Source organism: Streptomyces sp. NPDC056948 (genome assembly GCF_042674225.1).
GTDB classification, from domain to species: Bacteria; Actinomycetota; Actinomycetes; order Streptomycetales; family Streptomycetaceae; genus Streptomyces; species Streptomyces purpurascens.
This window is the reverse complement of sequence record NZ_JBHUQX010000279.1, coordinates 1-12,607: the sequence shown is the minus strand read 5'-3', so window position 1 is coordinate 12,607 and position 12,607 is coordinate 1. Positions and strand designations below refer to the sequence as shown.

Annotated in this window: 13 protein-coding genes; 1 reads left to right on the top strand and 12 read right to left on the bottom strand. The window is 69.6% G+C overall.

Going from position 1 to position 12,607, the window contains the following annotated elements; genetic code table 11:
• Positions 1 to 48 precede the first annotated feature (48 nt).
• Positions 49 to 1,260, top strand: coding sequence for a PP2C family protein-serine/threonine phosphatase (locus tag ACFTZL_RS29950; RefSeq protein ID WP_382588803.1), 1,212 nt, complete (start codon positions 49 to 51; stop codon positions 1,258 to 1,260).
• 20 nt (positions 1,261 to 1,280) lie between these two features.
• On the opposite strand, the gene ACFTZL_RS29945 is transcribed toward ACFTZL_RS29950, so the two are convergent.
• The 12 genes from ACFTZL_RS29945 to ACFTZL_RS29890 all read right to left on the bottom strand — a co-directional run.
• Positions 1,281 to 1,709: a DUF2267 domain-containing protein gene (locus ACFTZL_RS29945; protein ID WP_382588801.1), complete on the bottom strand. Its 429-nt coding sequence runs from the start codon at positions 1,707 to 1,709 to the stop codon at positions 1,281 to 1,283.
• Between the two features lie 35 nt (positions 1,710 to 1,744).
• Positions 1,745 to 2,137: a DUF2267 domain-containing protein gene (locus ACFTZL_RS29940; protein WP_382588799.1), complete on the bottom strand. Its 393-nt coding sequence runs from the start codon at positions 2,135 to 2,137 to the stop codon at positions 1,745 to 1,747.
• A 20-nt stretch (positions 2,138 to 2,157) separates the two neighbouring features.
• Positions 2,158 to 4,089 carry an MFS transporter gene (locus ACFTZL_RS29935; protein WP_382588797.1) on the bottom strand — a complete coding sequence of 644 codons (1,932 nt, stop codon included), beginning with the start codon at positions 4,087 to 4,089 and terminating at the stop codon, positions 2,158 to 2,160.
• 474 nt (positions 4,090 to 4,563) lie between these two features.
• Positions 4,564 to 5,025, bottom strand: coding sequence for an Hsp20/alpha crystallin family protein (locus ACFTZL_RS29930; RefSeq protein WP_382588795.1), 462 nt, complete (start codon positions 5,023 to 5,025; stop codon positions 4,564 to 4,566).
• Between the two features lie 86 nt (positions 5,026 to 5,111).
• Positions 5,112 to 6,899 (bottom strand): FAD-dependent oxidoreductase, encoded by a 1,788-nt coding sequence (locus ACFTZL_RS29925; RefSeq protein WP_382588794.1) that lies wholly within the window; start codon positions 6,897 to 6,899, stop codon positions 5,112 to 5,114.
• Positions 6,899 to 7,159, bottom strand: coding sequence for a UBP-type zinc finger domain-containing protein (locus tag ACFTZL_RS29920; protein ID WP_382588792.1), 261 nt, complete (start codon positions 7,157 to 7,159; stop codon positions 6,899 to 6,901). Before ACFTZL_RS29920 ends, ACFTZL_RS29925 begins: the two co-directional genes overlap by 1 nt.
• Positions 7,160 to 7,165: 6 nt before the next feature.
• Positions 7,166 to 7,624, bottom strand: a complete 459-nt coding sequence (trxA, locus tag ACFTZL_RS29915; RefSeq protein ID WP_382588790.1) for a thioredoxin — start codon at positions 7,622 to 7,624, stop codon at positions 7,166 to 7,168.
• Positions 7,621 to 10,260, bottom strand: a complete 2,640-nt coding sequence (gene clpB, locus ACFTZL_RS29910; protein WP_382588788.1) for an ATP-dependent chaperone ClpB — start codon at positions 10,258 to 10,260, stop codon at positions 7,621 to 7,623. The genes trxA and clpB overlap by 4 nt, the downstream gene beginning before the upstream one ends.
• A complete protein-coding gene (locus tag ACFTZL_RS29905) occupies positions 10,251 to 10,658 on the bottom strand; it encodes a chaperone modulator CbpM (RefSeq protein WP_382588786.1) in 408 nt (135 codons plus the stop codon). The genes clpB and ACFTZL_RS29905 overlap by 10 nt, the downstream gene beginning before the upstream one ends.
• The gene (locus ACFTZL_RS29900; RefSeq protein ID WP_382588784.1) at positions 10,658 to 11,614 is read right to left on the bottom strand and encodes a DnaJ C-terminal domain-containing protein; all 957 of its coding nucleotides are present in this window, start codon (positions 11,612 to 11,614) and stop codon (positions 10,658 to 10,660) included. Before ACFTZL_RS29900 ends, ACFTZL_RS29905 begins: the two co-directional genes overlap by 1 nt.
• A 6-nt stretch (positions 11,615 to 11,620) precedes the next feature.
• Positions 11,621 to 12,238, bottom strand: coding sequence for a nucleotide exchange factor GrpE (gene grpE / locus ACFTZL_RS29895; RefSeq protein ID WP_382588782.1), 618 nt, complete (start codon positions 12,236 to 12,238; stop codon positions 11,621 to 11,623).
• A 9-nt stretch (positions 12,239 to 12,247) separates the two neighbouring features.
• Positions 12,248 to 12,607: Hsp70 family protein (locus ACFTZL_RS29890; RefSeq protein WP_382588780.1), on the bottom strand; the 360-nt coding region annotated here is incomplete at its 5' end.

The following is a 12,607-nucleotide window of genomic DNA, read 5'->3' as shown; positions in this document are numbered from 1 at the left end:
GTCGGAGAGTTCAGATCGTAAATGCTCCTCGAAGGGATCATCGAAGGCATGGACAGGAACGTGTCCGTCGGGTCCGGGGAGCGGCTGCTGGATGAACTGGTCAGGGCGGCCCAACTGGCATCACCTGCGGAAATGCCCGTGGTCCTTAACCGGTATACCGAGGCCATGGGCTTGGGCAGGGCCGTTGTCTATCTGGTCGACATCCAGCAACGACTGCTGGTGCCGTTTGTCGAAGGCGAGCCGGAACTGGAGCTCGACACTTCGCTGGCCGGATGGGCCTACCGCACCGACTCTCTCCGAGTGGAAGAAACCCCCTCCGGAGGGCTGAACATGTGGCTGCCCCTGGCCGACGGAGCGGAGCGGCTGGGTGTCGTGGAGCTGAACATGAGCACCCTGGACGGGCTCAAGCTACGGCGCTGCCGAACGGCGGCGCTGCTCCTCGCACTGATCATCACGTCCAAGCGCACCTACAGCGACACCATCGCGCAGCGCATGCGCACCAGGCCGATGCACCTGCCCACGGAGATGGTGAGGGCATTTCTCCCTCCCCGGTCGATCGGCACCGGGCGGGTCGTGTCGACGGCGGTTCTGGAACCTGCGTACGAACTGGGCGGCGACGCTTTCGACCATGCGTTCACCGAGGAGGTTCTGCACGCCTCAGTCCTTGACGGCATGGGGCACGATCTGGCGTCCGGTCTTGCCACCTCTGTCGCCATGGCAGGCTGCCGTAACGCCCGGCGCAGCGGGGCAGACCTGAACGAACTCGTGGGCACCATGGACGATGCGTTGGCGAAGTGGCTTCCGGATCAGTTCTGCACGGGTGTCTTCACCCAGTTGCACATGCCCACCGGTGTGCTGCGCTGGTGCAATTGCGGCCACCCGCCTCCGTTGCTCATCCGTCGCCACCGCCTGCTCCACAAGGCCTTGGAGCGGCCACCTGAGCCTCCTTTGGGCATGCCCGCCAATCTCGCCGGGACCACCCGTCAGATGCACGACGTCAACCTCGAACCCGGTGACCGAGTACTGCTCTACTCAGACGGCGTCGTGGAATCACGCGACGAGGCAGGCGAAGAGTTCGGCCTGGGGCGCTTTACCGACTACATCATCCGGTCGACCGCAGCAGGGCAGAGCGCCCCGGAAGTGCTGCGCCTGCTCATCCATGCCATCCTCGAGCATCAGCACAACGAACTCAGCGACGACGCCACGATCTTGATGTTCGAGTGGCAGCCCCCTGACGAGTGGCAGCCCCCTGATCCGTGACCGCAGGAGCATGACCTCCTTCACGGCAGGAACGCGGCAAACGAGTTCGGCACCCGGGATTTGAGGTGCTGCCATTCGCCGGCACTCACATGGCGCTCCAGAGTTTTCAGTACGGTGCGCACCAGCTTCTCGCTGCCACCCTCGACCGCATAGGGGAATTCACTCCGGACCCGTGCGAGGAACTCCTCGTTGCTCATCTTTACGGGCGTTTCGGCCGGTTTCCAGCCGTCGTAGTAGACACCTCTGACGAGGGTCGGCAGTTGGGCGCCGAACTGTACGGCCGTCTCGACCGGAAGACGATCCCGAAGCGGGTGCAGCACGGCCCGCAGTGCCGCGTACGACTGCCTACGCCGTTCTTTGGGCCACTCGAAAGCCTCCTCGACGTCCTTGAGGAGCCGATTGGCCTTGTCCACCATGGTGTCGAACGAGGAGAAACCTGTATCAACCATTTTCGTGGGCCTTTCGTTCTGGGCGCCTCACGGGCTCAGTCCGCGAGGTCGGCCTTGCCGAACAGGACCGCGTAACTGGAGGGGAGTTGGCTGATGATCTGATTCAGTTCTCCGCCGGTGACAGCGTCGGCAACGGTGGTCAGGACCGCGCTGGCGTCCCACTGCGCAGTACGCGGCCGGGCATGGGTGCGCTCGGCGACCCGGCGGTAGAACTCTTCGATCCCGAAGCTCTGCGCCTGCTGCGGCGTGGCATGGTCCAGAACCTGTCCCAGCGGGCCGGGCATCTGGGATGCGAGGTCCTTGACCTCTCCCGGGCTGATCCGTTGGGCCAGCACTTCCAGCACGGCGTTGGTGACGTCCGCGGCTTCGTCCTGGTCCTTGTATTCGCCTCGCTCGCGTACATGGGCGAGGAATCCGTCGTATTTCATCGCTGCCTCCTTCTGCCTGGTCACCGCTGGTCCTGGGGTCCCCCTTGTGCGCTCTCGGGCCGGCCGGGTCCGTCCGCCGGCGCGTAGCTGCCGTTCGCAAGGCTCTTGGCCCGGGACTCCCGCTCGGACTCACGCAGGGCACGGCGGAAGCGTCCGGGGCCCCAGGAACGGCCGCCCACGGCCTGTTCGAGTTGGTCGCGGCTCGTCGGGCCGGATTCTTGGAGCGTGTGGGTGATCTGTTCGACCTCGTCGTCGAGGCGTTGTTCGGCCATGGCGGACGTACGGCTTGCCGTGCCCGCGGTGCCGGCCATCCCCGGCGAGTACATCCTGCTGCCCGGCCCGGTGCCCGGGCGGTAGCGGCGGGCTCCAACGCGCTCCCGCTCCCGGCGGCGGGCGGTGCGGTCGGCGATCCGCTGTTCCCGCTCGGCCGCGGCCTGCCGGACGTGCTCGGGCCGGCGGCGGTCTCGTGCGTCCTGTGGCGCGGGATCGTTGCGCCAGGCTGCCTCGGTTTCCTCAGCGGTGAGCGGCCGGGCGATGTTCTCCAGGGACTGTTGTTCGGCCCGGACACCGAAGAAGACCTCGGCCAACCCGCCGAGTGCCATGGCTGCCGCTCCGACGAGGAAGCCGATGGCCACCAGGTCCGCATCGCCACTGTGAATCAAGTGGCCGAACAGCAGCGGGCCGGTGATTCCGCCCACGGCCGTGCCGATCGCGAAGAACAGCGAGATGGACAGGGCTCGGGTCTCCATGGGGAAGACCTCACTCACCGTCAGGTAGGCCGAACTCGCTCCCGCGGACGCCACGAAGAAGGTCAGCGAGACCAGCAGGAAGAACCACCATGTCGTCAGCGAGCCGTTGACCAGCAGGACGGCGAGGACGGCCGCCACGACTGCCGAGCCGAAGTAGGTGCCCGCGATCATCGGCTTTCTGCCCACGGTGTCGAACAGTCGGCCGAGAAGGAGTGGTCCGAGGAAGTTGGCGATGGCGAAGAGGGCCAGGAAGTAGGGGATCGAGCCGGAGCCGATGTCGAAGAAGCCGTTCAGGATCGTGCCCAGGTCGAAGACGATCGCGTTGTACAGGAACGCCTGTCCGACGAAGAGCGCCAGACCGAGAACGGCGCGACGCGGGTACCGCCGCAGAGCCACGCCGGCGATCTCCCTGAACGGAATGACGTCGCGCTGCCGTACGGTGACCGCCTCGCCCGGTTCCGGCAGCTCGCGGTCGGTCTCTTGGCGCACCTCGGCCTCGATCCGGTCGACGATGCGTTCAGCCTCGGCTTCATGCCCGTGGATGAACAGCCAGCGCGGACTCTCCGGCACATGGCGGCGTACCAGCATGATGCCCAGGCCCAGGATGCCGCCCAGGCCGAAGGCCAGCCGCCAGCCGAGGTCGTCTGCCAGCAGACTCTCGTTGAGAAGCAGCACGGCGACCAGGCTGCCGAGCGCGGCACCGACCCAGTAGCTGCCGTTGATGGCCAGATCCACCTGCCCGCGGTTGCGGGCTGGAATCAGCTCGTCGATGGCCGAGTTGATCGCGGCGTACTCTCCGCCGATGCCCATTCCGGTGATGAAGCGGGCGAGGTAGAGGTACCAGGCGTCGTGGGCGAACGCGGTCGCGACGGTGGCGAGGATGTAGATGCCGAGTGTGAGCATGAACAGCTTCTTGCGCCCGTAGCGGTCGGTGAGTCTCCCGAACAGGAGAGCACCCGCGCATGCGCCTGCCACGTAGATGGCGGCGGCAGTGCCTATGTCGGCGCTGGTCAGGTTGATGCCGCTGCCCGGCTCGGTCATACGGGCGGCAACGGCCCCGACGATCGTCACTTCGAGTCCGTCCAGAATCCAGACGGTTCCCAGACCGATGACGATCCGCCAGTGGAATCGGGACCACGGCAGCCGGTCAAGCCGGGCGGGGACCTTGGTGGTGACGACACCGAGTTCGGCGGTGGTGGTCATGCCATGCCTCCTCGTTCAGGGCCCTGGGATGTTGCCTGGAGAGGGACAGAACAGGCCGGAATGGACCGGTCCGCATAGGGTGGTCTTCTGTGCTGCGCTGCCACCTTCTGGGACACCGTTTTCGCTTCCTCCATGAGGACGACACGATGCTCTGGCACTGCGAGCGTGGGTGCGGAGCGGAGGGAAGCAAGCGATATCCGACGGCCCAGGACGCCGAGCGTTACGCACGGGCGTTCGACCGCGAGGACCAGGCGGACATGGGCCGGCGAGCACCGCTGGGTCTGCTCCCCCTTCGGCTGTTGCGCGCCTGGCGTCTGCGGCGCCGCAAGGAAGCCGGTGGGGAGCCGCGTGCCGAGTCTCCGCCGCCGTGAGGGGTTGTGATACGGGACGTCGTTCATGAGTCACCCCGAATGTCGAGCCTCGCCGGCCCGGCCGCGGCGCCGGACGGATGTCCGGAACCGCGGCGTTCGCGTCTCAGCCGCTGCTCCCGGTGCTTTCACTCGTCTCGCTGATCTCGACGTGCCGGGGCTTTGCGACCTCGGCCTTGGGGACGGTGATGGTGAGCACCCCGTCCGACATCTGCGCATTGATCTTTTCGGTGTCGACCTCTCCGGGCAGCCGCAGCCGGTACTCGAAGGCTCCGGTGCGGCGAGTGCTCCGGCGCAGGACGCCTTTGCGTTCCTTCTCCTTGATCTCTCCGGTGACCACCAGCTCCTGGCCGTTCGCTTCGACGTCGATGTCCTTGCTCTTGACGCCGGGGAGTTCGATCTCGATGTGGAAGGCGTCGTCGGACTCCGTGACATCCGCCAGAGGCGTCCACGCGACCGCGGGCGCCGCGCCTCCCACCGTGGATTCGATCAGTCCGCTCATCTCGCTGAGCAGTTGGTCGAACTCCGTCAGCGGATTGCGTGCCCAGCCAACGGGCCTGTCCTGCATTGCGCCACCGCGGTGGCGCCTGACGGGCGTGGTCATTCCCATCGCCTCCTCCTCCTCCTTCTCGTGATCTCGTCGTCCGCTGGGTGTCATGCGAGCCAAGCGGACTCCTTCCGACGGGTATGCGGGGAGCTGTCGGTGCCGCCGGGCGCGGCCGTGTGGCCCAGGCCCAGGTAGCGGTGCACGAAGTGGATGCTCATCGCGCCTTCGCCGACCGCGGAGGCCACGCGTTTCACCGAGCCGCTGCGGACGTCGCCGGCGGCGAAGACGCCAGGCAGACCGGTCTCCAACGTCAGGCAGTCGCGGCCCTGGCTCTGCCACAGTTCGGGGACGGAGCAGGCCTGCGCCTCCGCGCCGGTGAGCACGAAGCCGCGCGCGTCGAGGGCGAGCGCCCCGGACAGCCACTCGGTGTGGGGGTCGGCGCCGGTGAAGACGAACAGGGCCCGCACCGCGAGGTGGCGGTGCTCGCCCGTACGGTGGTCGACCACGGTGACCGCCTCCAGCACCTTGTCGCCGAGTGCCTCGGTCATCTCGGTGTGCAGCAGCACGCGCACCCGCGGGTGGCGCTCGACCTGATCGATCAGGTAGCGGGACATGTGCGACTCGAGGCTCGGCCCACGGACGAGCAGATACACCTGCGGTGCGAACCCGGCCAGGAAGAGCACGGCCTGGCCCGCGGAGTTGCCGCCGCCGACGACGGCCACCGGGTCGGTACGGCACTGCTGGGCCTCGTAGACGGTCGCCGAGTAGTGGACGCTCGCTCCCTCCAACGGCTCGATGCCGGGCACCTGGAGGCGGCGGTAGCGAGCGCCGGTGGCCAGAACGACGGTACGGGCGGTGATCTCGCTGCCGTCGGCGAACCCGACGGCGTAGTGACCGTCCCGCCGTTCGAGCCGGGCCGCCTCCGCCGGGACGCTGATCCGGGCGCCGAACTTGCCCGCCTGGAGGACAGCACGCTCGGTGAGTTCGGCGCCGGAGATGCCGGAAGGGAAGCCGAAGCAGTTGTCGATGCGGGAGGACGTCCCGGCCTGGCCGCCGGTGGCCATCGCCTCGACCACGGTCGTGCCGAGGCCTTCCGAGGCGGCGTTCACCGCGGCGGCGAGACCGGCCGGACCGGAGCCGACGATGAGGAGATCGCCGCGGCCGTTGCCCGACGGCAGGGGCGGCAAGCCGATCAACCGGGCCAGTTCGGCGTTGCTCGGATTGCGCAGCAGGGTGGTGTCACGCCAGATCACCAGCGGCGTCTGCTCCGGGTCGACCGCGAAGCGGCGCAGCAGCGCCTCGGCCTCCTCGTCCGTCTCCAGATCGATCCAGCGGTACGGCAGCCTGTTGCGGGCGGCGAACTCGCGCAGCCGCCGGGTGTCGGGCGAATACCGCGAGCCGATGATGCGGAAACCGGCGCCCTGCCCGACGAGCAGCGCACGGCGGCCCAGGCAGGCGCGCAGCACCACATCACCAAGGATGGAGTCCCGGGTCACCAGTTCACGCAACTGATCCATGGACAGGGCGAGGACCTCGCCGGGGTCCCTGACCATGGCGGTGTAGAAGGCCACCTGTCCGTTCAGGAGGCCGAGTTCGCCGATGAAGCGGCCGGGGCCGTGCACACGCAGCAGACGTTCGTCGGGCGTGCCGTAGCCCTCGACGATGGTGACCGAGCCACTGAGGAGGACGTAGAACGTCTCGCACCGCTCCCCCTCCCGGATCAGCACGTCACCGGCGTCAACCGCGCGCCGCCGGCCGTGCTGCGCCAGGCGGTCCATCTGGTCGTCCGACAGGCGGGGATAGGCGCCGTAGATGTCGGGGGTCTCGAAGGGGACGTTCTCCTCCGCCTCCTCCGGCACAGGCGCTGCGCCCGGCCGCGTCTCGTCGCCGGCCATCACACGAACGCCTCATGGGCGAAGCACCACCGCCAGTCCTCGCCGGGCTCCAGCGACGCCACGATCGGATGGCCGTCGACGGCTGCGTGACGGCGCGCGTGCCGGTTCGGCGAGGAATCGCAGCAGCCGACGTGGCCGCAGGTCAGGCAGAGCCTGAGGTGGACCCAGGGGGAACGCGTGGCCAGGCATTCCTCGCACCCCGGGGCGCGCGGGGTGACCGGGCGTACGAGGGCGAGGTGGGGGTCGGTCCGTACGGTCATGGCTGATCACCCTTTCCCGGCCCGTTCGCGGCCCGCGATCGACTGCTCCACCCACCGCCGCAGGGCAGGGGCAGGTGCGGCACCCGCCTGCCGGGCGATGGTCTGCCCTTCGTCGAGGACCAACAGCGTCGGTACCGCCTGGACCTCGAACCGCTGCGCCAGGCGCGGGTTCTTGTCGATGTCGACCTTGACCAGCTTGATCTTTCCCGCGAGATCGGCGGCGACCTTCTCCAGCGCGGGGCTCACCATGCGGCAGGGGCCGCACCAGGTGGCCCACAGGTCGACGACGACGGGCACGGTGGCCTGCTCGACGACCTCGGTGAAGTCGTCGTCGCCGGCGTCGGCCATCCACGGCAGAGGCTGTTTGCAGTTGCCGCACGTGGGGCGGCCCTCGGCGGCCACGGGTATCCGGTTGGTGCGCCCGCAGTGCGGGCAGGTGACGTGGGTGGCTTGCACGGTACTCATGCCGCCCTCGCTCCCTTCACGTCCTCGGGCTGCTCGTAGGTGACCACCAGCTCTGCGTGCTCGGCGTCGACGCGGACCTTCGCGCCGTCCTGGACGTCGCCGCGCAGCAGGGCGCGCCCGACCAGCGTCTCGACCTCGTGGGAGATGTAACGCCGCAGCGGCCGGGCACCGTACACCGGGTCGTAACCCTGGTGGGCGATCAACTCCCTGGCCGCGTCGGTGAGTTCGACGGTGATGCGGCGTTCGGCGACCCGCTGCCGCAGTTCGTCGAACTGCAGCTCCACGATCCGTTCGATCTGCCGCTCACCGAGCGGCTTGAACAGCACGATGTCGTCGACGCGGTTGAGGAACTCCGGGCGGAAGTGCCCGCGCAGCTCACCCATCACCAGGGCGCGGGCGTCCGGCTTGATCTCCCCCTCGGCGGTGGCGCCGTCGAGGAGGTGCTCGGAGCCGATGTTGGACGTCATGATGATCACGCTGTTGCGGAAGTCGACGGTGCGGCCTTGGGCGTCGGTGATGCGGCCGTCATCGAGGATCTGCAGCAGGGTGTTGAAGACATCGGTGTGCGCCTTCTCGATCTCGTCGAACAGCACAACCGAGTACGGCTTGCGGCGTACGGCCTCGGTGAGCTGGCCGCCTTCCTCGTAGCCGACGTATCCGGGCGGGGCCCCCATCAGCCGGCTGACGGTGTGCCGCTCCTGGTACTCGCTCATGTCGAGACGGACCATGTTCTCCTCGGAGTCGAACAGGGCCCGGGCGAGGGTCTTGGCCAGCTCGGTCTTCCCCACGCCGGTGGGACCGAGGAAGATGAACGAGCCGATGGGGCGCCGAGGGTCGCGGATGCCGGAGCGGGCGCGGATGATGGCGTCGGCGACGAGCTTGACGGCCTCGTCCTGGCCGATGACGCGCTCGCGCAGGATCTCGTCGAGGCGCAGCAGCTTCTCGCGTTCGCCCTCCTGGAGGCGGGCGACGGGAACGCCGGTCCAGGCGGCGACGATCTCGGCGATCTCCTCCTCCGTGACGACCTCGCGCAGCAGCCGGTTCTCCCCTTGCTTCGCGGCCAGTTGTTCCTCCTCTGCGGCGAGCCGGCGCTCCAGGTCCTGGAGGCGGCCGTAGCGGAGTTCGGCGGCGCGGTTGAGGTCGTAGGCGCGTTCTGCCTCCTCCGCCTCGTGGCGGACCTGCTCCAGTTCCTGGCGCAGCTCCTGCACGCGGCGGATGGCCTGCCGTTCGGCCTCCCACTGAGCGTGCTTGGCGTCGGCCTCGCCGCGCAGGTCGGCCAGTTCCTTGCGCAGCTCCTCCAGGCGGGTTTTGCTGGCCGGGTCGGTCTCCTTGGAGAGGGCGGCCTCCTCGATCTCCAGGCGGGTGACGCGGCGGGTGATCTCGTCGAGTTCGGCGGGCATCGAGTCGATCTCGGTACGCAACCGGGCGCACGCCTCGTCGACGAGGTCGATGGCCTTGTCGGGCAGGAACCGATCGGTGATGTAACGGTGGCTGAGGGTGGCCGCGGAGACCATTGCGGTGTCCTGGATCTTCACTCCGTGGAAGATTTCCAGGCGTTCGCGCAGTCCGCGCAGGATGGAGATGGTGTCCTCCACGCTCGGCTCGTCGACCAGGACCTGCTGGAAGCGGCGTTCGAGGGCGGCGTCCTTCTCGATGTGCTTGCGGTACTCGTCGAGGGTGGTGGCACCGATCATGTGGAGTTCGCCGCGGGCGAGCATCGGCTTGAGCATGTTGCCCGCGTCCATGGCTCCTTCGGCGGCGCCCGCGCCGACGACGGTGTGGAGTTCGTCGACGAAGAGCAGGATGCGCCCCTGGGCGGCCTTCACCTCGGACAGCACGGCCTTGAGGCGTTCCTCGAACTCGCCCCGGTACTTTGCCCCGGCCACCAGGGAGCCCATGTCGAGTGCGAACACGGTCTTCTCGCGCAGCCCTTCGGGCACATCGCCGCGGACGATGCGCTGGGCGAGGCCCTCGACGATGGCGGTCTTGCCGACGCCGGGGTCGCCGATGAGGACCGGGTTGTTCTTGGACTTGCGGCTGAGGATCTGGGTGACGCGGCGGATCTCGGCGTCCCGGCCGATGACCGGGTCGAGTTTGCCGTCCCTGGCCTCGGCGACCAGGTCGCGGCCGTACTTCTCCAGGGCCTCGTACGCCACTTCGGGGTTGGCCGAGGTCACTCGCTGGTTGCCGCGGATCTGGGTCAGCGCGCTCAGGAACGAGTCGCGGGTGATGCCGTGCTCCTTGAGCAGTCGTCCGGCGGCGGTGGACGAGCCCTCCTCGGCCAGGGCCAGCAGGAGGTGTTCCACGGACACGTACTCGTCCTTGAGGCGTTTGGCCTCCCGCTCGGCCGCGTCCAGCAGGCGCGCGAGCCGCTGGGTGACGAACACCTGGCCTGGGGCCGCGCCGGGTCCGGTGACCCTGGGGCGGCGCGACAGCTCCTCGCGCACGGCCGCATGGAGCTCCCCCGGCTCCCCGCCCGCCTGTTGCAGCAGCCGGGGGATCAGGCCGTCCTCCTGGTCGAGGAGCGCGAGCAGCAGGTGCTCACCGTCTACCTCGGTCTGGCCCATGCGAACGGCGGCGGTCTGCGCCTCCTGGAGGGCTTCCTGTGACTTCTGGGTGAGACGGTTCATGTCCATGGGGGTGAGTCACTCCTCCTGCCGCGGTCGCGCAGTGCGGCTTCGAGCAGGCTGATGCGGTCGAGCAGGTCGAGCACCAGACCGATGGATGCGTAGTTGAGGCAGAGTCCGGAGCGCAGCCGCTGGACGCGGGCGAGGACCGCCGGGGCCGCAGGGTCGAACACCAGGTGCCCCGCGGCGTCGCGTTCGGCGTCGACCAGGCCGAGGGCGACGAACCGGCGGACCAGGTCGGGGTGGAGGCCCGAGCGGCGGGCCACGGTGTCCAAGGACAGCCTGGGCACGGGGACGAGCGCGTACCGCACGGCCGTGGAGCCGGCGCTCGTCCGTACGGGCCACCCGCCCGCGTCGGCCCGGGCGGCCCGGCCGCCGGTCGCCGCCCATGAGGGTCGGTCGCTCATCACGTCCTCCTGGGGTCGTACGAAGAGGTGGCGGCGAGCTCCTCGAACAGCTCGCGCTCCCGGTCGCCGAGGGCGGGCGGCACCATGACGCGGAGTTCGGCGTACAGGTCACCGTTCGCGCCGCGCGGGTTCGGCATGCCCTCGCCGCGCAGCCGCAGCCGGCGGCCGCTGGAGGAGCCAGCGGGCACCGTGACCTTGGCCGTGCCGCCGCCGGGGGTGGGCACCGGCACGGTCGCACCCAAGGCCGCCTCCCAGGGGGTGACGGGGACCTGTACGTGGACGTCGCGGCCATCCAGCCGGAACCGGGGGTGGGGCTGGATACGCACCCGCAAGTACAGGTCGCCCGCAGCGGCGTCACCACTGCCCCGTCCGCCCTCGCCCGCCAGCCGGATACGCTGCCCATCGGTGACGCCGGGCGGTACGTCGACCTCGTACCGCCGCGGCTGCCCGGTGGGACCGGCAAGCGTGACGGTGCGGCGGCCGCCCCTGTACGCCTCCTCGACGGTGAGCGGCAGCTCGGCCTCCTGGTCGGCTCCCGGTACGCCGCCGGGGGCGGCGCCTGCTCCGAAGAGCGAGCCGAGCAGGTCCTCGATGTCGACGCCCTCCGCTGCGAAGTCGTCGCCGAAGCCGGTGGTGTACCGGACACGAGGGCCGCCCGCGCCCGCGGTCCTCCGACCGCGGAAGCCGCCCCCGGGTCCCGCGCCGGCACCGACCCGCTCCTCCCAGTCCTCGGGGACCTTCCGGAAGTCCTCGCCGAAGCGGTCGTAGCGGGCCCGGGTCTTGGGGTCCGACAGGACGCTGTATGCCTCGTTGAGGTCCTTGAAGCGTTCCTCCGCCCCCGGGTCCTTGTTGACGTCGGGGTGGTACTTGCGGGCGAGTTGGCGATATGCCTGCTGGATCTCGTCCTGGCTCGCGGTCCGTGACACGCCCAGCGCCTCGTAGAAGTCCCGTGCCATGACCGGTCACTCCCGCTTCGCGACAGTCACGGCGGCGGGCCTGAGCTGCCGTTCGCCGTCCCCGTAGCCCGGGCGCAGCACCTCGACGACCGTGCCCGGTGGGGCGTCGGGGTCCTGGACGACGCCGACCACCTCGTGCCGGGCGGGGTCGAAGGCGACGCCGGTCTCCGCGTGCCGTGGGTAGCCGAGCAGTTCGAGGACGTTCACCGCCTGGTCGCGGACCGCCCGAACGCCCTCGACGATCGCGCCGGGGTCGGATCCGGCATGCGTCAGGGCGAGTTCGAGGTTGTCCAGGACGGGCAGGAAGGCGGCGGCTGTGCGGGACCGCTCGGCCGTCCGCTCCCGCTCCAGTTCCCTGGTGTGGCGCTTGCGGAGGTTGTCGAGGTCGGCGAGCGCGCGCCGCCAGCGGTCCTCGAGTTCCTGGAGCTCGGCCGTGTGCTCGTCCTCGGACGGTGCGGGGCCGCCGGCCGCGTCAGGGCCGGGTTCCTCGTCCATGTCGGGCCCCGGCCCGGTCGGCGGGCCCGAGCGCGGAAGATCCCCGCGGGGAGGGCGTACGGCGCCCTCCGGAGCCGGGTCGGCCGGGTCCGGCACGGCCGGGTCGGATTCCCTGGGGTGGATCGGCATGGCGGTTCCTCAGTCCTTGTCGAACTCGGCATCGATGACGTCGTCGTCACCGCCACCGCCGCTCGGGCCGCCGCCGCTCGCACCGTCCCCGGTGGTGCCCTGGTCGGGACCGCCCGTGGTGGCGCCGCCCTGATGCGTCGCCAGCCCTGTCAGCACCTGCTGGAGTTCGGAGGTCAGGGGCCGCACCCGCTCCACGCCTGCCTCTTCCTTGACCGCCGCCCGGGCATCCGACACCAGCATCTCGGCGCGTGCCTTTTCGTGCGCGGGTGCGGCGTCGCCCAGCTCGGCGAGGCGCTTGTCGACCTGGTATGCGACGGCGTCGAGCTCGTTGCGGGCGTCGACGGCCTCGCGCAGGGCCTGGTCCTGGCC